Here is an 18390-nt window from a genome sequence, read left to right on the forward strand (position 1 = left end):
CAACTTCAACCACTTGCGCTCGATCACTCGTTAGCGGGAGGCGAATTCTACAGCGTTACACGCTGCTGTCAAACACCTCTTTTTTCTCCGCTTTCGACCGAGAAAGATCGAAAACGTTAATAGAGCCTAACTAAAACCGCTCTACCAACTCCTTCTGGGCTTTCGATAAAACTGAAGCAAAGTCGCTGTCGAAAAACTGCGTAACTCGTTGAGTTTCAAGGAGTTTTCCGTTTCGACTGCGCCGGAAGTGGGGCGAATTATAGGGCCCATAGAATCTGCCGTCAACACTTATTTCAAAATCATTCCGACTTAAGCGTAATACGGGCAAAAGCCTTCTTGCCGGCCTGGCACACGTGAGTAGCACCCAATGCGTATATATAGGTGCGATCAACCACCTCACCATCTACACGCACGCCACCAGACCCCAGAAGATCCCGAGCCACTGCAGCATTCTTCACCAAACCAGCCTTATTAAGGACAGCGGCGATCGGCATATCTTCAGTAGCACTCAGCTCGATCTCCGGCAGATCATCCGGCAACTCGCCATCCTTCATGCGATTACCTGCCGCGCGATGGGCATTCGCTGCCGCCTCCTCACCATGAAAACGAGCAACAATCTCTTCCGCCAGCTTGATCTTGATATCCCGCGGATTCGCACCACTCTCGACCTCAGCCTTAAAGGAAAGGATCTCCTCCATGGAGCGGAAGCTGAGCAGCTCGAAGTAGCGCCACATCAACGCGTCAGGGATCGACACCAGCTTGCTGTACATGACACCTGGAGCTTCCTGGATTCCGACGTAGTTACCCAGGGACTTGGACATCTTCTTGACGCCATCCAACCCCTCAAGCAACGGCATCGTCAGAATGCATTGCGCTTCTTGACCGTAGCCGCGCTGCAACTCGCGCCCCATGAGCAAATTGAACTTCTGATCAGTGCCGCCCAATTCCACGTCCGCACGCAACGCCACCGAGTCATAGCCCTGAACCAAGGGATACAGGAACTCATGAATAGCGATAGGCTGATTGGTGGAGTAGCGCTTGTCGAAGTCGTCACGCTCAAGCATGCGCGCAACGGTGTATTGAGAGGTCAGACGAATGAAGTCCGCCGGCCCCATCTGATCCATCCAGGTAGAGTTAAAGGCGACTTCTGTCTTGGCAGGATCGAGAATCTTGAAAACCTGGCTCTTGTAGGTCTCGGCATTCTCGAGCACTTGCTCGCGAGTCAACGGCGGACGCGTTGCACTCTTGCCACTCGGATCACCAATCATCCCAGTGAAGTCACCAATGAGGAAGATCACCTGGTGACCCAAGTCCTGGAACTGACGCAGCTTATTAATAAGCACCGTATGACCCAGGTGCAGATCCGGCGCCGTCGGGTCGAAGCCAGCCTTAATACGCAGCGGCTGGCCGCGCTTGAGCTTCTCGACCAACTCAGACTCGACCAACACCTCTTCCGCACCACGTTTGATCAGCGCTAGCTGCTCTTCAACCGACTTCATAACAGACCCGCAAGGCTCAGATTCAAAGGGAACCAACCATACAAGATCACGGACTAATTACAAGTTTTGCCCGGCGCACGGGCAACATTCTATAGGCGCGGCTTCCGCACGCTTGCGTCACTGATGATTTGGTTATATTTTATACAGTTATTTCATCTTCATCATGTCATTCATCTTTTCCAATTCATCTTTTCTAAAGCCAAATTACTTATGACCACAGAACCGTCTAAAGCGCCGCCGCTTTACCCGAAGACCCACCTGCTCGCAGCAAGTGGTATCGCCGCCCTCCTCAGCCTCGCACTACTGGTCTTTCCTTCCAGTGATGTAGAAGCCAAAAAGACAACGCTGAACCTTGATCTGGAAAGCCCAACTCAACAACTGACACAAGATCAAGACGCTGCAAACCTCGAACAAGCCACAAGCGAAGCCGTAGCCTCGCCATTCGCACAGATCGAAAACAGTACGGATGACACCCAGGAAACCGCCGAAGCCGAACCGGCCGTCCAAGAGGAAATCAAGGCACCCGGCCATAAAGAAGTCATCGTTGCCAAAGGCGACACGCTTTCAACACTCTTCGAGAAGGTCGGCCTGCCCTCGACTGCGGTGCATGAAGTGCTGGCCAGTGACAAACAGGCCAAGCAGTTCACCCAGCTCAAGCATGGCCAGAAGCTTGAATTCGAACTGAGCCCGGATGGCCAGTTGAACACCCTTCACAGCAAGGTCAGCGACCTCGAAAGCATCACCCTGACCAAGGGCGACAAAGGGTTTACCTTCAACCGTGTCACCACCAAACCCGTCGTACGCTCGGCCTATGCCCACGGAATCATCAACAGCTCCCTGTCGCAGTCGGCAGCACGAGCGGGTCTGTCGCACAGCCAGACCATGGACATGGCCAACGTATTTGGCTACGACATCGACTTCGCCCAGGACATTCGCCAGGGCGACGAATTTGATGTGATCTATGAACAGAAGGTCGCCAACGGCAAAGTCGTGGGGACCGGCAACATCCTGTCTGCCCGCTTTACCAACCGTGGCAAGACCTACACCGCAGTGCGCTACACCAACAAGCAAGGCTCCAGCAGCTACTACACCGCCGATGGCAACAGCATGCGCAAAGCCTTCATCCGCACACCGGTGGATTTCGCCCGTATCAGCTCACGCTTCTCCATGGGCCGCAAACATCCAATCCTCAACAAAATCCGCGCCCACAAAGGCGTCGACTACGCGGCTCCGCGTGGTACGCCGATCAAGGCTGCGGGTGACGGCAAAGTCCTGCTCGCCGGGCGCCGAGGTGGTTACGGCAACACGGTAATCATCCAGCACGGCAACACCTACCGCACCCTCTACGGGCACATGCAAGGTTTCGCCAAAGGCGTCCAGACCGGCGGTAATGTGAAACAGGGCCAAGTGATTGGCTATATCGGCACTACCGGGCTCTCAACAGGCCCGCACTTGCACTATGAGTTCCAGGTCAATGGTGTGCACGTTGACCCGCTGGGTCAGAAGCTGCCTATGGCTGACCCGATCGCTAAAGCCGAACGTGCCCGCTTCCTGCAACAAAGCCAACCGCTGATGGCACGCATGGATCAAGAGAAGGCCACCATGCTGGCTTCGAGCAAGCGTTAAGCCATGACGTTCTATATAGGCGTGATGTCCGGCACCAGCCTCGATGGGCTGGACATCGCTCTGATCGAGCTGAACCCGGCGATCAAACTGGTCGCCACCCACTACATCCCCATGCCCGCCCCCCTGCGCGCCGAGCTGCTCGGCTTATGTGCCAGCGGCCCGGACGAAATCGCCCGCTCAGCTTTGGCCCAGCAACAATGGGTAATCCTCGCAGCACAGGGCATACGCACCTTACTTGAGCAGCAACAGCTTTCAGCACAGGACATCCGCGCCATTGGCAGCCACGGGCAAACCATTCGCCATGAGCCGGCTCGCGGCTTTACGGTGCAGATCGGCAACCCTGCCCTGCTGACCGAGCTGACGGGCATTAGCGTCGTCAGCGACTTCCGCAGTCGTGATGTCGCTGCCGGCGGCCAGGGTGCTCCATTGGTTCCCGCTTTTCATGAAGCGTTGTTTGACCAGCAGCCAGGCAAGCGCGCCGTCCTGAATGTCGGAGGCTTCAGCAATCTGAGCCTGATCGAGGCCGACAATCCAGTCGCCGGTTTTGACTGCGGCCCCGGCAATGTCTTGCTCGATGCCTGGATCTACAATCAGCGCGCAGAGCATTTCGATCGTAATGGTCAGTGGGCAGCCAGCGGCAAGGTCGCCCCGCTCCTGTTAAAGACCCTGCTCAGCGATCCATTCTTTGCCACCCAAGGCCCTAAAAGCACTGGCCGCGAAGTGTTCAACCTTGAGTGGCTGCAGCAGCATTTGGCAACGCTGCCCGCCATTGCAGCCGAAGACGTGCAGGCCACCTTGCTGGAGCTGACGGCGCTGACCATCGTCGACTCGCTGCGGGCCGCACAAAGCGACACTACGGAGCTCTTGGTCTGTGGCGGCGGCGCGCATAACGCAACCCTGATGAATCGTCTGTCCAGCCTCATGCCCAACACCCGGGTCAGCAGCACTGCGGCATACGGCGTGGACCCGGACTGGGTTGAAGCCATGGCGTTTGCCTGGCTGGCCCATTGCTGCCTGGAAGGTATTACCGCCAACCGCCCAAGCGTGACAGGCGCCCGCGGCCTGCGAGTGTTGGGCGCTATTTACCCAGCCTGAGCAGCAGACAGCAAAACGCCGCAGGGCCGGAAGGCCGTGCGGCGTTTTACAAAACCGAGTTGCTGCAGGATCAGATCGAGAACGAAGAACCGCAACCACAGGTTGTCGTGGCATTCGGGTTCTTGATCACGAAGCGCGAACCTTCCAGGCCTTCCTGATAATCCACTTCCGCACCTGCCAGATACTGGAAGCTCATAGGATCGACCACCAGGCTCACACCCTCGCGCTCGACGATGGTGTCGTCATCGGCCACTTCCTCATCGAAAGTAAAACCGTACTGAAACCCGGAACAACCGCCGCCCGTAACGAATACGCGCAGCTTCAAGCGATCATTACCCTCTTCATCGACCAGGCTCTTCACCTTGTGCGCGGCACCGTGAGTGAATTGCAAAGCCGTGGGGGTGAAGGATTCAACGCTCATGCTGACTATCTCCCGGCGTGTGCCGTCATATTGCGTGATGACGCGCATTATCCGCTTCTCCCAGAAAATCGGTCAACTATTGTTACGGTATATCAGTCAGCAAAAACGCCCCTGCAGAATGCACAAAGGCCCGATCAACGGGCCTTTGTGTGATGGCAGGAGAGCCGCTTAAGGCAACATGCCCGCGTGGGACAAGCCCAAACGCTCATCCAGGCCGAACAGGATGTTGAGGTTTTGTACCGCCTGACCCGAAGCGCCCTTGACCAGGTTATCGATCACCGACAGCACCACCACCAGATCACCGTCCTGCGGCCGATGAACGGCAATCCGGCAAACGTTGGCACCGCGCACGCTGCGGGTTTCAGGGTGGCTGCCGGCCGGCATCACATCCACGAACGGCTCGTTGGCATAACGCTTCTCGAACAAGGCTTGCAGGTCCACCGAGCGATCCACGACCGTGGAGTAGAGCGTCGAGTGAATACCGCGAATCATCGGTGTCAGGTGTGGAACGAAAGTCAGGCCCACATCCTTGCCAGCGGCACGACGCAGTCCCTGGCGAATTTCCGGAAGGTGACGGTGCCCTTTGACTGCATAGGCCTTCATGCTTTCCGACGTCTCGGAATACAGGGAGCCGACACTGGCACCACGACCAGCACCGCTGACACCCGATTTGCAATCCGCGATCAGCCGCGAAGTATCCGCTAGCCCTGCTTCAAGCAATGGCAGGAAACCCAATTGGGTGGCGGTAGGGTAGCAACCCGGCACGGCAATCAAACGCGCGCCCTTGATCTGCTCACGATTGACTTCCGGCAAGCCGTAGACGGCCTCGCCCAACAGTTCTGGCGCGCCGTGGGGCTGGCCGTACCACTTGGCCCACTCATCAGCATCCTGCAGACGGAAGTCCGCCGAGAGGTCTATGACTTTGGTCCCAGCGGCCAGTAACTCACCGGCCAAGGCATGGGCAACACCGTGCGGCGTGGCAAAGAACACCACATCACAGGCGCCCAGGGTCTTGATATCGGGCACGCTGAAAGCCAGGCCGTCGTAGTGGCCTCGCAGGTTGGGGTACATATCGGCTACGGCCAGGCCGGCCTCGGATCGGGAAGTGATGACGACCACTTCTGCCTGCGGATGCTGTGCCAACAGACGCAGCAATTCGACACCCGTGTAACCCGTGCCGCCGACAATACCGACCTTGACCATAAACCTGCCCTCAACGAACCCACTGGAAAGCCGTCGATAATAGGGGCCGCAAGGTTCTGCGACAACCACGAACGTGACGTGCGGACGCTCAAGCCTCTACTATCTTGGCTACCGTGAACCTGGGAATAACTAAAAATGCTTTATCTATGGCTCAAAGCCTTTCACATCATCAGTCTGGTCTGCTGGTTTGCTGGCCTGTTCTACCTGCCCCGCCTGTTCGTCTACCACGCACAAAGCGAAGACACCGTCAGCAAAGAGCGCTTCAGCCTCATGGAGCGCAAGCTCTACCGCGGCATCATGGGGCCGGCGATGGTCGCCACCCTGGTATTCGGCATCTGGCTACTGAGCCTCAACCCCAGCGCTTATTTCGGCCAAGGCGGCTGGATGCACGCCAAGCTGACCCTGGTGGTACTGCTCATCGGCTACCACCATATGTGTGGCGCCCAAGTGAAACGCTTCGCTCGTGGCGAAAACACCCGCAGCCATGTCTTTTATCGCTGGTTCAATGAAGTTCCGGTTCTGATATTGCTGGCTATCGTAATTTTGGTCGTTGTGCGGCCGTTCTAACACCTAATAGCCGTTACTCATGAGGGTACTTCCAATGTCGCTGCCCGCTCTGCTCGAACAACGTCTGCGCCTGCCAATCGTGGCAGCGCCGATGTTCCTGATTTCCAATCCGCAACTGGTACTGGCCTGCTGTCGCAATGGTGTAGTCGGCACATTCCCGGCCCTCAACCAACGAGAAAGCAGTGGCTTCAAGGCCTGGCTTGAGGAAATCGAAACGGGACTGGCGACATTGGACAATCCCGCGCCCTACGGGGTGAACCTGATCGTGCATAACAGCAACCCGCGCCTCCAGGCGGACCTGGAAATCTGCATCGAGCACAAGGTCCCCCTCATCATCACTAGCCTCGGCGCAGTGAAGGAGTTGGTTGACGCGGTGCACAGCTACGGCGGCCTGGTCTTCCACGACGTGACCAACCGACGCCACGCTGAGAAGGCCGCCGAAGCCGGGGTCGATGGGCTGATCGCCGTCGCGGCGGGCGCAGGAGGTCATGCCGGTACCTGGAGCCCGTTTTCGCTGATTGCGGAGATTCGCCAGTTCTTCGACAAAACCCTGCTACTGGCCGGCTGCCTGAACCATGGTCATGAAATTCTCGCCGCCCAGTTACTGGGGGCAGACCTCGCCTACCTGGGAACGCGCTTTATCGGTACCACCGAAAGCCACGCGCCTGACGCCTATAAGGAAATGCTGCTGACATCCAGAGCCGCAGACATCGTGCACACCGCCGCGGTGTCCGGGGTTCCAGCCAGCTTCATGCGACAGAGCCTGGAAAACGCCGGCTTTGATCTGGCCGCGCTCCAAGGTAAAGGAACAGTCGACTTCGGCTCCAAACTCAAGCCCATCAGCGACGAAGCCAAGGCCTGGAAAACCGTCTGGTCGGCCGGCCAGGGCGTTGGCGGCATCCATGACCTGCCCACTATCGATAAGTTGGTGGCACGGCTGGATGCCGAGTACCGCCAAGCACAGGAACAATCAGCCTTGCTGCAACAGCACTGGCCACGCAAATCCTGAATGTTTTTGGCCAGTCCAGGGGCGCTGGCCGTAAACTAGCCACCTTTTGTATAACCCTTCAATTCAAGTGACAAGGAAGCCCCCATGAGCGAATCCCGCTTCAAGATCGTGTTTGATGGAAGCCTCTTGCCCGGTGTCGAAATAAACACCGCTCAACTCAACCTGGCCGAACTGTTCAAAAGTGATATCGCCTCGATTGAACGCCTGTTCAACGGCCAACCGGTGGAACTCAAGCGCGACCTGTCACAAGCCGACGCGGATCGCTACCTGGAGGCCCTGAACAAAACCGGCATCGCCGCACGGATTGAACAGGAACAACTGCTGGACCTGCAGTTTGACGCCCTGGTCCCGCCCAGCCCTGCTCCTGCTCCTGCTCCTGCTCCTGCTCCTGCTCCTGCTCCTGCTCCTGCTCCTGCGGCCAGCGAATCGCCTTATGCACCACCCCGGGCGACCGTCGGCACCAGCATCGCCGAGTTTTCCACCTTGAAAGTGATGAGTTTTCAAGGCCGCATCGGGCGAGTGCGTTATCTCGCGTGGACGCTGGCACTGAGCCTGGCAATGATGGCCGTTATCGGCGTTGGCGCCATGATCGGCTTCGCCAGCATGCTGACCCTGCAATCCTCTGTGTTTGCCATGATCATCGGCGGCCTCATTTCAATCGGGCTACTGGTGGCCTTCACCGTGGTCGCCATCCAGATCTCTGTTCAACGCCTGCATGACCTCGGCTGGTCGGGCTGGCTCTGGCTGATCAACTTCGTCCCCATCGTCGGCGGCGTATTCCCGTTCGTGCTGGCAATCGCCCCTGGCAACACCACTGCCAACCGTTACGGCGCTCCGCCACCGCCTAACAGCACCGCGGCCAAGGTACTGGCCTGGATGTGGATCCCCCTGTTCGTATTGATCATGGTGGGGACGGTTGTCGGTGGCCTCAGCTCCCTCGGAGAGCGCTACAGCGAAAGCACTACCAGCTACAGCGAAAGCATCGAGTCCGGCGACGCCGATGATGCCAGCGAGCCAGCCGAATCGGCCGCCCCCGCTGTAGACTACGACGAAGAAGAATAAACGCGCCTGACCTGCGGCCTCTCTGTCGCAGGCTGCCGGCCGTTGCGATGGAGAACTGCATGACCCGTTACGCTCTGATCACCGGTGCTTCCAGTGGCATAGGCCTGGCCATGGCCGAAGCACTGGCCCGGCGCGGCCGCAACCTGCTTCTGGTGGCCCGTCAGCGTGATCAGCTGGAAAGTATTGCCCTGGAATTGACTCAACGCTTCGGCGTTGAGGTGCTATTTCGCGCCTGCGACCTGGGCGAGCCGTTGCGGCTGTCGGGCTTTCTGTTGGAGCTCGAAGAGGGCGATCGACAGATCGATCTGCTGGTCAACTGCGCGGGAATGGGCACCAGCGGCCCCTTCCTGGCCCAGGACTGGATGACCGAGCAGGACCTGATCGAAGTCAATATCCTGGCCCTGACCCGCCTCTGTCATGCCCTGGGCAATAGCATGGCGCTCCTCGGTGGCGGGCAGATCCTCAATGTCGCCTCGGTCGCGGCCTTTTACCCCGGCCCCTGGATGAGCACCTACTACGCCAGCAAGGCCTATGTCCTGCACTTTTCAGAAGGTCTGCGTGAAGAACTGAAGAAATGCGCGGTCAAGGTCTCGGTGCTTTGCCCAGGGCCGACACGCACCGCGTTCTTCCGCACCGCTCAGCTGGACGATGAAAAACTGCGCAACAGCAAACTGCTGATGAGCCCTGAAGAGGTCGCACTCTACGCCGTGCGCGCGCTGGAAAAGAACCGCGCCATCATCATCCCCGGCCGCCTGAACCGCTGGATGGCCTTCAGCAGTCGCCTGGGCTCACGCTGGCTGATCCGCAAAATCGTCGGCTACGCCAACCGCGCCTACTGCCCGCGTTAACCAAGCAAAAGGCTGGGCGCACTCGGATCGCCTGAGTACACTCAGCCCGGACCAACACAACGGAGAAACAGCTGTGGATACTCTGTTCACCAAGATCATCAACAGAGAAATACCCGCGAATATCATTTACGAGGATGACCAGGTACTGGCCTTCCACGATATTGCCCCCCAGGCACCGGTGCATTTCCTGGTGATCCCCAAGAAGCACGTGCGCACCCTCAACGACCTGACCGAAGACGATAAAGCGCTGGCCGGGCACATTCTGTTCACCGCGCAACGCCTGGCCAAAGAGCTGGGTTGCGATGACGGCTTCCGCGTGGTCATGAACTGCAATGAGTTGGGCGGGCAGACCGTCTATCACATTCACATGCACGTGCTGGGTCAGCGTCAGATGAACTGGCCACCGGGCTGATTGCTCTGGCACGGCACTTTGCAGCGCCCTCTTGGTTTATTCCCGGGAGGGTGCGCTGATCCAGCGCAGGTTTCGCTCCAACGATTGGAGTAAACTGGCCGCCGAGATTTTTCCCGGAGATAAGTATGACTACCCAACGTCACTACTCGCCGATTGACCGCCTGCTGCTGCAGGCCGATACCGCCATGCGCACTCTGCTGCCCTTTAGCGGCCAGCCTTATCGCCCTTCGCCTGCCATCGTGCAGCCGGAAGCCCAGATGAGTGACGAGGAGACCCGTCACGTTGCCGGGCTGATGCGCATCAACCACACCGGAGAAGTCTGCGCCCAGGCGCTGTATCAAGGGCAAGCGCTGACGGCCAAGCTGCCGCAGGTACGTGCTGCAATGGAGCACGCCGCAGAAGAAGAGATCGATCACCTGGCCTGGTGCGAACAACGCATCCGCCAATTGGGCAGCCACCCCAGCGTACTCAACCCACTGTTTTACGGTTTGTCGTTCGGCATCGGCGCGGTCGCCGGGCTGATCAGCGACAAAGTCAGCCTGGGTTTCGTCGCCGCCACCGAAGACCAAGTGTGCAAGCATTTGAATGAGCACCTGGAGCAACTGCCCGCCGAGGACGAAAAGTCCCGGGCCATTCTTGAGCAAATGCGCATCGACGAAGAGCTCCACGCCGAAAGCGCCCTCGATGCCGGCGGTTTCCGTTTCCCGGCACCGGTTAAGTTCGGCATGAGCCTGCTGGCCAAGGTCATGACCAAAAGCACTTATCGCATCTGAGCCAACACTCGGGCACAAAAAAGGGCGCTATCACAGCGCCCTTTTCTTTTACCTGGAAAACCCACTCGGCTCTCGCGCGTAGAAGGTCTCCAGACTGTCTTGCTTCACCCAGTCAGCGCAGAGCTGTATGGGCGAGCTGTCGCAATCCCGGCCCCACGCAGGACTCGGAGATTAAAAGGCAGATCAGCCCAACTCGACGATTTCATAGTCGTGGGTAATGGCCACACCGGCGGCGCCGAGCATGATCGAGGCGGAGCAGTACTTCTCGGCCGACAGCTCGATGGCGCGCTTGACCTGTGCCTCTTTCAAGCCACGGCCCTTGACCACAAAGTGCATATGAATCTTGGTGAAGACCTTGGGATCTTCAGTCGCGCGCTCGGCCTCGAGAAAAGCCTCGCAACTTTCCACGGCCTGGCGGGACTTCTTGAGGATGCTGACCACGTCGAAGTTGCTGCAACCGCCCACACCGAGCAGGAGCATTTCCATGGGGCGAACACCCAGGTTGCGGCCGCCGGCCTCTGGAGGACCATCCATTACCACCACATGGCCGCTGCCCGATTCACCGAGGAACATGGCTTCGCCAGCCCATTGGATGCGTGCCTTCATCGCCAAGACTCCACTGTTAAAAAAGGGTCGCCAGCTTAGCACAGGGCCTCGAAATGACAGCCTTTTGCCTGTTCATCGGATCAGAGGATGACCAATTGGAAAAATCTTAATCTGCTCAAGATGTGTCTGTTAAGCTGACGCCAATCGGCTGGCGCATCGCCACCTCTCCAGTGTTCAGCGCTCATCCTTATAAAAACCAAATCACACCGTGCAGTCTTTTCGGGATACAACCATGGTTGCTGTTGCCCCAACTCCCAAGATCAAGAACCTCGACAAGCTCTTGCAGCATTGCCAGCGTCGACGCTACCCGGCCAAAAGCAACATCATCTGCGCCGGCGATGCTTCACAGACTCTGTTCTTCATTATCAAAGGCTCGGTCACCATCCTGATTGAAGACGACGATGGTCGGGAAATGATCATCGCCTACCTCAATGCCGGTGATTTTCTCGGTGAGCTGGGCCTGTTCGAAGAAGCCGGGCACGAACAACAGCGCAGCGCCTGGGTCCGGGCCAAGGTCGAATGCGAAGTGGCGGAAATCAGTTACGCCAAGTTCCGCGAACTGTCCCAGGTCGACCCGGACATTCTCTATGTGCTCAGTGGCCAGATTGCCCAGCGCCTGCGCAACACCACACGCAAGGTCGGCGACCTGGCGTTCTTCGATGTCACCGGACGGGTAGCCCGCTGCCTGTTGGAGCTGTGCAAACAGCCGGATGCCATGACCCATCCTGACGGCATGCAGATCAAAGTGACCCGCCAGGAAATCGGCCGGATTGTAGGCTGCTCACGGGAAATGGTCGGTCGCGTGCTCAAGGACCTGGAAGAGCGCAACCTGGTGCACGTCAAAGGCAAGACCATGGTGGTCTTCGGTACCCGCTAACCGGGCAATAGCTGCATCAGCATTTTTCGATACAGGCTGTCCAGGCGCCCAATCGCCTCAGGAGCCGCAAAGGCTTCGTGCAACGCGATATGACTTTCTGCGCGGCAACGCTGCTCCAGGCCGCAGGCCTGATTGAAGCCATTGACCGCCGCCACCATCGACTCACGCTCGTCATCCAGTAATAACGCGCCATGCACTAGGCCAACCGGGCGTTGCCCGCCTTTGCTCTGGCGCCAACGCTGTGCGGTGCCGACCATCTTGCGGCCGTCGAGGTTGACGTTGAAACGGCCGTCACAGAAGGCCCCGTCCACTTCACCCAGAGACGGGTTGCCGCCCAGTTCGCCCAGCAGGTCACAAATAGGCTGGCACAGGCGCCGGTACGCAGTTTCGATCCGCCCGTGGTCACCTTCGCTGCGCGGCGGCGCATAGACCAGGGCGATATTGACCGTAGCCGCCGATTGAGGCACCGGCTCACCCCCCGTTTCCCGCAACAGCACCGGCCAACCGGCGGCGGCCGATGCCTCGCACGCCTGCTCGAACCCGGGCAGCCGGCTCAAACGCCGCGGCATGACCAGCGCCTTGTCACTGGGCTGCCAGAACAGCACGCCAAACTCGGCCTCACCGGCACACACGCGGGCCAGCAGGTCCTGCTCGGCTTGCAATCCGGCTTCGACGGTCAAGGCTAGGGGCTGAGTCATGGCAGTAACGATCCTTTGCGATAGGTATGAAAAAGCCGGCATCGCCGGCTTGTTCATTCAGTCAGTATCAATCCAGGGTGGAGCCGCTCACCGGCACGCCACGCTCAGGGAAGAACAGGCGCTGCAGTTCTGCTCCCGGGCTCTCGGCACGCATAAAGGCCTCGCCCACCAAGAACGAATAGACATCACTGATTTCCATCAGCTCGACATCCGCTCGATTGAGGATGCCGCTCTCGGTGATCACCAAACGGTCACGGGGAACGCGAGGCAACAGATCGAGGGTGGTTTCCAGGTTGACGTCGAAGGTGTGCAGGTTGCGGTTGTTGATCCCCACCAACGGCGTGTCGAGGGTTTTCAAGGCCCGCTCCAGCTCGTCGCCATCATGCACTTCCACCAGCACATCCAGGCCAACACCTTTGGCCACCGCCGCCAGCTCAGCCAGCTTGACGTCGTCCAGGGCGGCCACGATCAACAGCACGCAGTCAGCACCCAGGGCACGGGCTTCAACGATCTGGTAAGGATCGATCATGAAATCCTTGCGGATCACCGGCAGCTTGCAAGCCGCGCGCGCTTGCTGCAGGTAGACATCGGCTCCCTGGAAATAATCCACATCGGTCAACACCGACAGGCAGGTGGCACCGCCTTTCTCGTAGCTCTTGGCGATATCCGCCGGCAGGAAGTTTTCCCGGATCACGCCTTTACTGGGGGACGCCTTCTTGATCTCGGCAATCACCGCCGGCTGCTTGAGCTTGACCTGATCGATCAGAGCCTTGGCAAACCCGCGCGGTGCATCCGCCGCGCGCGCCAGCACTTCCAGCTCCGCCAGGCTCACCCGGGCACTGCGCTCGGCCACTTCCTCAACCTTGCGAGCGAGGATATTTTCCAGAACCGTCGGCACACTCATCCTTCATTCTCCTGCTTGAATACCGCGGTAAACGCGCCCAACTCTTCGAGCTTCTCTCGGGCCAGGCCGGTGTGCAGGGCGTCGTGGGCCAGGGCCACGCCTTCTTTCAAACTGCTGGCGTGGTCCGCCGCATACAGCGCCGCGCCCGCATTGAGCACAATCATCTCGGCAGCCTTCTGCCCGTGCTCGGTTTTGCGCCGGCCCAGGGCATCACGGATCAACTCCAGGGACGCTGCCGGGCTTTCGACCACCAGGCCGAACAAGCTCTGGCTCTTGATGCCCAAGTCTTCCGGCTGGACCCAGTACTCGGTGATTTCGCCGTTTTTCAACTCGGCCACGTAGGTCGGCGCTGCCAGGCTGAACTCATCCAGGCCATCCTGGGAGTGCACCACCAACACATGCTTGCTGCCCAGACGATGCAAGACTTCAGCCAACGGCCGGCACAACGCCTGGGTGAAGACGCCTACCACCTGGTGCTTGACCCCGGCCGGATTCGTAAGCGGGCCGAGCATGTTGAACAAAGTACGCAAGCCCAAGTCGCGGCGCGGGCCGGCGGCATGCTTCATCGCACCATGGTGGGCTTGGGCAAACATAAAGCCGATGCCGACGTTATCAATGCAGCGCGCCACCTGCACCGGCGTCAGGTTCAGGTAGATCCCGGCCGCTTCCAGCAGGTCGGCACTGCCGCTCTTGCCGGACACTGCACGGTTACCGTGCTTGGCAACGGTGCAACCCGCCGCTGCGACCACAAACGAAGAGGCGGTGGAGACGTTGAAGATGTTCGCCCCATCGCCGCCGGTGCCGACCACATCGACCACGCCGTCGAGGGTCTTGAGTTCAACCTTGTCTGCCAGCTCACGCATCACCGAGACGGCACCGACGATCTCGTCAATGCTCTCGCTTTTCATGCGCATGGCCATCATAAAGGCGCCGATCTGCGCGTCCGTGCATTGCCCGGTCATGATTTCGCGCATCACATCGCGCATTTCATCAGTGCTCAGGTCCAGGTGGCCGACGATACGGCTCAGGGCTGTCTTGATATCCATGGAAAGTCCTTAGCGCGTGCCGCCGCTCTGTTTGAGGAAATTGGCGAACAGCTCGTGGCCCTGCTCGGTGAGGATCGACTCGGGGTGGAACTGCACACCCTCGATGTTCAACGTCTTGTGGCGCAGCCCCATGATCTCGTCGACCGAGCCGTCGGCCAGTTGGGTCCAGGCGGTCACTTCCAGGCAGTCGGGCAAGGTCTCGTGCTTGACCACCAGGGAGTGATAACGGGTCACCGTCAGCGGGTGATTAAGCCCGGCGAAAACCCCTTGGTCTTCGTGGAACACCGGGCTGGTCTTGCCGTGCATCACTTGCCGAGCCCGCACCACCTGGCCGCCAAAGGCCTGGCCGATGGATTGGTGCCCCAGGCAAACGCCAAGAATCGGCAACTTACCGGCAAAGTAATGAATGGCTTCGATGGAGATACCGGCTTCGGTCGGGGTGCACGGGCCAGGCGAAACGACGATCCGCTCAGGGTTCAGCGCCTCGATCTGGGCCACAGTCAATTCGTCATTGCGCACCACCTTGACCTCGGCCCCCAGTTCACCCAGGTACTGCACGACGTTATAGGTAAAGGAGTCGTAGTTATCGATCATCAGCAACATAGTGAAAACTCCTCAAGCCTTGGGTGCGGGGGTTTGTTCGGCGAGCGCTACAGCGCGGAACATGGCGCGTCGCTTGTTCAGCGTCTCTTCCCACTCCAGGGCCGGTACCGAATCGGCCACGATGCCGCCGCCGGCTTGCACATGCAGTTCACCGTTCTTGATCACCGCGGTGCGGATGGCAATCGCCGTGTCCATGTTGCCGTTCCAGGCGAAGTAACCCACCGCGCCGCCATAGACGCCGCGCTTGACCGGCTCCAGCTCATCGATGATTTCCATGGCGCGGATCTTCGGCGCACCGGACAAGGTGCCCGCCGGCAAGATCGCCCGCAGCGCGTCCATGGCGGTCAGGCCGGCCTTCAGTTGACCGGTGACGTTGGAAACGATGTGCATCACGTTGGAATAACGCTCGATGACCATCTTCTCCGTGAGCTTCACCGAACCGATCTCGGAGACCCGGCCCGTGTCGTTACGCCCCAGGTCGATCAGCATCAGGTGCTCGGCGATTTCCTTGTCGTCGGACAGCAAGTCTTCTTCCAGCGCCAAGTCCGCTTCCTCGGTGGCCCCGCGTGGGCGGGTGCCGGCAATCGGGCGCACGGTAATCAAGTTGTCTTCGACCCGCACCAGCACTTCTGGGGAACTGCCCACCACATGGAAGTCGCCGAAGTTGAAGAAGTACATATAAGGCGTCGGGTTGAAGCAGCGCAGCGCCCGGTACAGGTCAATGGGCGCAGCCTTGAAGTCGATGGACATGCGTTGCGACGGCACCACCTGCATGCAGTCGCCCGCCAGGATGTATTCCTTGATGGTATCGACGGCACGCTCGTAGTCGGCCTGGGTAAAGCTCGAACGGAACACCGGGTCGGCACTCTGTTGCCGACTGAAATCCAGGCCGGCGCGCGGGGTGATCGGCTGGCGCAGCTGTTCGAGCAGCGCCTGCAGACGCGCCTGGCCTTGTTCGTAGGCGTTGTCCTGGGCTGGGTCGGCGAGCACGATTGCGTGCATCTTGCCGGCGAGGTTGTCGAACACCACCACCGCGTCGGAGACCATCAGCAGAATGTCCGGCACGCCGATGGGATCGGGGTTCGGGCATTTGCCCAGGCGCTTCTCTACATACCGCACACAGTCATAGCCGAAGTAACCCACTAGACCACCGTTGAAACGCGGCAAGCCGGCAATGGTCGGCACGTTGTAGCGGGCTTTGAACGCTTCGACGAAGGCCAGCGGGTCGGCCACTTCATGGCGTTCGATCTCGACGCCGTCGTGGGTCACGCTGACCACGTGGTCGTGAACCCGCAGCACGGTGCGGCACGGCAGGCCGATGATCGAGTAACGGCCCCACTTCTCACCGCCTTGCACCGACTCCAGCAAATAAGAGTTGGGCTCATCGGCGAGCTTCAAGTAGATGGACAGGGGTGTATCGAAGTCGGCCAGGGTTTCGCATGCCAGGGGGATGCGGTTATAGCCGGCTGCGGCCAAACGCAGGAATTCTTCGCGAATCATGGGGTGCCTCGTGGCTTGAGGGTCTAACAGTCAGGTATGCAAACGTGCCGGACGATCCGGCCAGACAAAAATCAGGCGCGCCAACGCCAGCGGGCCAAGGCCTTGATGACTTTCATCCAGAGTTTGCGAGTGACCACCACGATGGGATTTCCAGGAGGGGATTGAACAGCGTCGGGCAACGTTATCTCAGCGGCCGTCTCTAAGCAACCAGGGATCAGCGCCCGCAGATTGTCGATCACCAGCGCCGGAGATTCCTCGGCAATCGGCCGGCCATGGTTGTAGCCATAACTCAAGGCCACGCACTTGACCCCCGCCGCCTTGGCCGCCAGCACGTCACTGCGTGAGTCGCCGACGAACAGCGACTGGGACGCCGGCACGCTGGCCATTTTCATGACAAAGAACAGCGCCGCCGGGTCAGGTTTCTTCTGGGGCAAGGTATCGCCGCCAATGATCCAGCGGAAATAACGACCGATCTTCATCTGGTCCAGCAAGGGCGCGACGAAGCGCTCCGGTTTGTTGGTGATCAGGGCCATTTCCACGCCCTGCTTGTGCAGCCACTTGAGGGTTTCACGCACGCCGGGGTAGACCACGGTCAGCGCATGGCCGTCTTCGTAGGCAACATTGAACAATTCCAGGGCCTGCTCGGCTTCAGCCTCGTCCACACCTTGAGGGTCGAGGCTGTTAGCCAGGGCCCGGTGCACCAGCATCTGCACGCCGTTGCCCACCCACTGGCGCACCGATTCGATGCCAGCGGGCGGACGCCCCAACTTGAGCAACATGTCATCCACAGCGGCCGCCAGGTCGGGGACCGAATCGACCAGGGTGCCATCCAGGTCGAACATCACCAGCCGCGGCAGGCTCCCGGGAAACAGCTGCTCAAAAGCGCTCATGGTCGGGCCAGCGCCAGTTCGGAACGCATTTTCTCAATGACTTCCTGGTAATTCGGGGCATTGAAGATCGCCGAGCCGGCGACAAAGGTGTCCGCACCGGCCGCGGCGATTTCACGGATGTTGTTGACGTTGACCCCGCCGTCGATTTCCAGGCGTATATCGCGCCCGGAGGCATCGATCAAGGCCCGCGCCTCACGCAGCTTGTCCAGGGTGCCAGGGATGAATTTCTGCCCGCCAAAGCCTGGGTTGACGCTCATCAGCAACACCATGTCGACCTTGTCCATCACGTACTTGAGTACGTCCAGCGGGGTCGCCGGGTTGAACACCAGGCCGGCCTTGCAGCCGCCTTCACGGATCATCTGCAGGGAGCGATCGACGTGCAGGGTGGCCTCAGGGTGGAAGGTGATGTAGGTGGCGCCAGCTTCGATGAAGTCGCCAATGATGCGATCCACCGGGGACACCATCAAATGTGCGTCGATCGGCGCGGTAATGCCGTACTTGCGCAGCGCGGAGCAGACCATTGGGCCGATGGTCAGGTTCGGCACATAGTGGTTGTCCATGACATCGAAGTGCACGATGTCAGCGCCGGCGGCGAGAACGTTATCCACTTCTTCACCCAGGCGGGCGAAGTCGGCGGAGAGAATCGACGGAGCAATAGCGAAGGGCTGCATGACGCACCTTTTTTGAGCGGAATCACGGTGGCGCGCATTGTATACCTCATGCTTTGGCCCGCGCACCGTGACCGCGATGA

The 18390-nt window shown here is 59.4% G+C and carries 20 protein-coding genes; 9 read left to right on the top strand and 11 right to left on the bottom strand.

Annotation, left to right across the window (positions count from 1 at the left end):
- Positions 1–299 precede the first annotated feature (299 nt).
- Entirely contained in the window at positions 300–1499 is a 1200-nt protein-coding gene (gene tyrS / locus M1B34_RS15580) for a tyrosine--tRNA ligase (RefSeq protein ID WP_268265579.1), read from the bottom strand.
- Positions 1500–1709: 210 nt separating this feature from the next.
- Here tyrS and M1B34_RS15585 point away from each other — a divergent pair, with 210 nt between their 5' ends.
- Together M1B34_RS15585 and M1B34_RS15590 are read left to right on the top strand one after the other, a co-directional pair.
- Positions 1710–3125 (top strand): peptidoglycan DD-metalloendopeptidase family protein, encoded by a 1416-nt coding sequence (locus M1B34_RS15585; RefSeq protein WP_268265625.1) that lies wholly within the window; start codon positions 1710–1712, stop codon positions 3123–3125.
- Positions 3126–3128: 3 nt separating this feature from the next.
- Complete coding sequence (locus M1B34_RS15590) at positions 3129–4220, top strand: anhydro-N-acetylmuramic acid kinase (RefSeq protein ID WP_268265580.1); 1092 nt, start codon at positions 3129–3131, stop codon at positions 4218–4220.
- Between the two features lie 70 nt (positions 4221–4290).
- Here the strand turns inward: M1B34_RS15590 and erpA are convergent, their stop codons facing one another.
- Together erpA and argC are read right to left on the bottom strand one after the other, a co-directional pair.
- Positions 4291–4641 (bottom strand): iron-sulfur cluster insertion protein ErpA, encoded by a 351-nt coding sequence (erpA, locus tag M1B34_RS15595; protein WP_007906865.1) that lies wholly within the window; start codon positions 4639–4641, stop codon positions 4291–4293.
- Between the two features lie 168 nt (positions 4642–4809).
- Positions 4810–5844 carry an N-acetyl-gamma-glutamyl-phosphate reductase gene (gene argC, locus M1B34_RS15600; protein WP_123327433.1) on the bottom strand — a complete coding sequence of 345 codons (1035 nt, stop codon included), beginning with the start codon at positions 5842–5844 and terminating at the stop codon, positions 4810–4812.
- 135 nt (positions 5845–5979) lie between these two features.
- Here argC and hemJ point away from each other — a divergent pair, with 135 nt between their 5' ends.
- The 6 genes from hemJ (at position 5980) to coq7 (ending at position 10515) form a co-directional block, all read left to right on the top strand.
- Positions 5980–6411, top strand: coding sequence for a protoporphyrinogen oxidase HemJ (hemJ, locus tag M1B34_RS15605; RefSeq protein ID WP_123327434.1), 432 nt, complete (start codon positions 5980–5982; stop codon positions 6409–6411).
- Between the two features lie 34 nt (positions 6412–6445).
- Entirely contained in the window at positions 6446–7420 is a 975-nt protein-coding gene (locus M1B34_RS15610; protein ID WP_268263553.1) for an NAD(P)H-dependent flavin oxidoreductase, read from the top strand.
- Positions 7421–7504: 84 nt separating this feature from the next.
- Positions 7505–8482: a DUF805 domain-containing protein gene (locus M1B34_RS15615; RefSeq protein ID WP_268265581.1), complete on the top strand. Its 978-nt coding sequence runs from the start codon at positions 7505–7507 to the stop codon at positions 8480–8482.
- 59 nt (positions 8483–8541) lie between these two features.
- Positions 8542–9330, top strand: a complete 789-nt coding sequence (locus M1B34_RS15620) for an SDR family NAD(P)-dependent oxidoreductase (protein WP_268265582.1) — start codon at positions 8542–8544, stop codon at positions 9328–9330.
- Positions 9331–9403: 73 nt separating this feature from the next.
- Entirely contained in the window at positions 9404–9742 is a 339-nt protein-coding gene (locus tag M1B34_RS15625; RefSeq protein WP_123327438.1) for a histidine triad nucleotide-binding protein, read from the top strand.
- Between the two features lie 125 nt (positions 9743–9867).
- Positions 9868–10515, top strand: coding sequence for a 2-polyprenyl-3-methyl-6-methoxy-1,4-benzoquinone monooxygenase (gene coq7 / locus M1B34_RS15630; protein WP_123327439.1), 648 nt, complete (start codon positions 9868–9870; stop codon positions 10513–10515).
- 183 nt (positions 10516–10698) lie between these two features.
- Here coq7 and M1B34_RS15635 read toward each other — a convergent pair whose 3' ends face one another.
- Positions 10699–11121 carry an OsmC family protein gene (locus M1B34_RS15635; RefSeq protein WP_020295492.1) on the bottom strand — a complete coding sequence of 141 codons (423 nt, stop codon included), beginning with the start codon at positions 11119–11121 and terminating at the stop codon, positions 10699–10701.
- A 232-nt stretch (positions 11122–11353) separates the two neighbouring features.
- Between M1B34_RS15635 and crp the strand changes: the two genes are divergently transcribed.
- Positions 11354–11998, top strand: coding sequence for a cAMP-activated global transcriptional regulator CRP (gene crp / locus M1B34_RS15640; RefSeq protein ID WP_123327440.1), 645 nt, complete (start codon positions 11354–11356; stop codon positions 11996–11998).
- Here the strand turns inward: crp and M1B34_RS15645 are convergent.
- From M1B34_RS15645 to rpe, 7 genes are all read right to left on the bottom strand, one after another.
- Positions 11995–12696, bottom strand: a complete 702-nt coding sequence (locus M1B34_RS15645; protein ID WP_268265583.1) for a lipoate--protein ligase family protein — start codon at positions 12694–12696, stop codon at positions 11995–11997. The genes crp and M1B34_RS15645 overlap by 4 nt on opposite strands.
- 67 nt (positions 12697–12763) lie before the next feature.
- Positions 12764–13600, bottom strand: coding sequence for an indole-3-glycerol phosphate synthase TrpC (trpC, locus tag M1B34_RS15650; protein ID WP_268263550.1), 837 nt, complete (start codon positions 13598–13600; stop codon positions 12764–12766).
- Positions 13597–14646 carry an anthranilate phosphoribosyltransferase gene (gene trpD, locus M1B34_RS15655; protein WP_123327443.1) on the bottom strand — a complete coding sequence of 350 codons (1050 nt, stop codon included), beginning with the start codon at positions 14644–14646 and terminating at the stop codon, positions 13597–13599. Before trpD ends, trpC begins: the two co-directional genes overlap by 4 nt.
- A 9-nt stretch (positions 14647–14655) precedes the next feature.
- A complete protein-coding gene (locus M1B34_RS15660) occupies positions 14656–15249 on the bottom strand; it encodes an aminodeoxychorismate/anthranilate synthase component II (RefSeq protein ID WP_123327444.1) in 594 nt (197 codons plus the stop codon).
- 12 nt (positions 15250–15261) lie between these two features.
- On the bottom strand, positions 15262–16749 hold the full coding sequence (gene trpE, locus M1B34_RS15665; RefSeq protein WP_123327445.1) for an anthranilate synthase component I: 1488 nt from the start codon (positions 16747–16749) through the stop codon (positions 15262–15264).
- A 71-nt stretch (positions 16750–16820) separates the two neighbouring features.
- Complete coding sequence (locus M1B34_RS15670) at positions 16821–17639, bottom strand: phosphoglycolate phosphatase (protein ID WP_268265584.1); 819 nt, start codon at positions 17637–17639, stop codon at positions 16821–16823.
- Positions 17636–18310, bottom strand: coding sequence for a ribulose-phosphate 3-epimerase (gene rpe / locus M1B34_RS15675; RefSeq protein ID WP_123327447.1), 675 nt, complete (start codon positions 18308–18310; stop codon positions 17636–17638). Before rpe ends, M1B34_RS15670 begins: the two co-directional genes overlap by 4 nt.
- Between the last annotated feature and the right edge of the window lie 80 nt (positions 18311–18390).

This window comes from Pseudomonas morbosilactucae (assembly GCF_023241715.1).
Classification (GTDB): Bacteria; Pseudomonadota; Gammaproteobacteria; order Pseudomonadales; family Pseudomonadaceae; genus Aquipseudomonas; species Aquipseudomonas morbosilactucae.

Bases quoted from the DNA above. Each gene is read 5' to 3' on its own strand.
- tyrS (WP_268265579.1), bottom strand. From the start codon at position 1,499: ATGAAGTCGGTTGAAGAGCAGCTAGCGCTGATCAAACGTGGTGCGGAA.
- M1B34_RS15585 (WP_268265625.1), top strand. From the start codon at position 1,710: ATGACCACAGAACCGTCTAAAGCGCCGCCGCTTTACCCGAAGACCCAC.
- M1B34_RS15590 (WP_268265580.1), top strand. From the start codon at position 3,129: ATGACGTTCTATATAGGCGTGATGTCCGGCACCAGCCTCGATGGGCTG.
- erpA (WP_007906865.1), bottom strand. From the start codon at position 4,641: ATGAGCGTTGAATCCTTCACCCCCACGGCTTTGCAATTCACTCACGGT.
- argC (WP_123327433.1), bottom strand. From the start codon at position 5,844: ATGGTCAAGGTCGGTATTGTCGGCGGCACGGGTTACACGGGTGTCGAA.
- hemJ (WP_123327434.1), top strand. From the start codon at position 5,980: ATGCTTTATCTATGGCTCAAAGCCTTTCACATCATCAGTCTGGTCTGC.
- M1B34_RS15610 (WP_268263553.1), top strand. From the start codon at position 6,446: ATGTCGCTGCCCGCTCTGCTCGAACAACGTCTGCGCCTGCCAATCGTG.
- M1B34_RS15615 (WP_268265581.1), top strand. From the start codon at position 7,505: ATGAGCGAATCCCGCTTCAAGATCGTGTTTGATGGAAGCCTCTTGCCC.
- M1B34_RS15620 (WP_268265582.1), top strand. From the start codon at position 8,542: ATGACCCGTTACGCTCTGATCACCGGTGCTTCCAGTGGCATAGGCCTG.
- coq7 (WP_123327439.1), top strand. From the start codon at position 9,868: ATGACTACCCAACGTCACTACTCGCCGATTGACCGCCTGCTGCTGCAG.
- M1B34_RS15635 (WP_020295492.1), bottom strand. From the start codon at position 11,121: ATGAAGGCACGCATCCAATGGGCTGGCGAAGCCATGTTCCTCGGTGAA.
- crp (WP_123327440.1), top strand. From the start codon at position 11,354: ATGGTTGCTGTTGCCCCAACTCCCAAGATCAAGAACCTCGACAAGCTC.
- M1B34_RS15645 (WP_268265583.1), bottom strand. From the start codon at position 12,696: ATGACTCAGCCCCTAGCCTTGACCGTCGAAGCCGGATTGCAAGCCGAG.
- trpC (WP_268263550.1), bottom strand. From the start codon at position 13,600: ATGAGTGTGCCGACGGTTCTGGAAAATATCCTCGCTCGCAAGGTTGAG.
- trpD (WP_123327443.1), bottom strand. From the start codon at position 14,646: ATGGATATCAAGACAGCCCTGAGCCGTATCGTCGGCCACCTGGACCTG.
- M1B34_RS15660 (WP_123327444.1), bottom strand. From the start codon at position 15,249: ATGTTGCTGATGATCGATAACTACGACTCCTTTACCTATAACGTCGTG.
- trpE (WP_123327445.1), bottom strand. From the start codon at position 16,749: ATGATTCGCGAAGAATTCCTGCGTTTGGCCGCAGCCGGCTATAACCGC.
- M1B34_RS15670 (WP_268265584.1), bottom strand. From the start codon at position 17,639: ATGAGCGCTTTTGAGCAGCTGTTTCCCGGGAGCCTGCCGCGGCTGGTG.
- rpe (WP_123327447.1), bottom strand. From the start codon at position 18,310: ATGCAGCCCTTCGCTATTGCTCCGTCGATTCTCTCCGCCGACTTCGCC.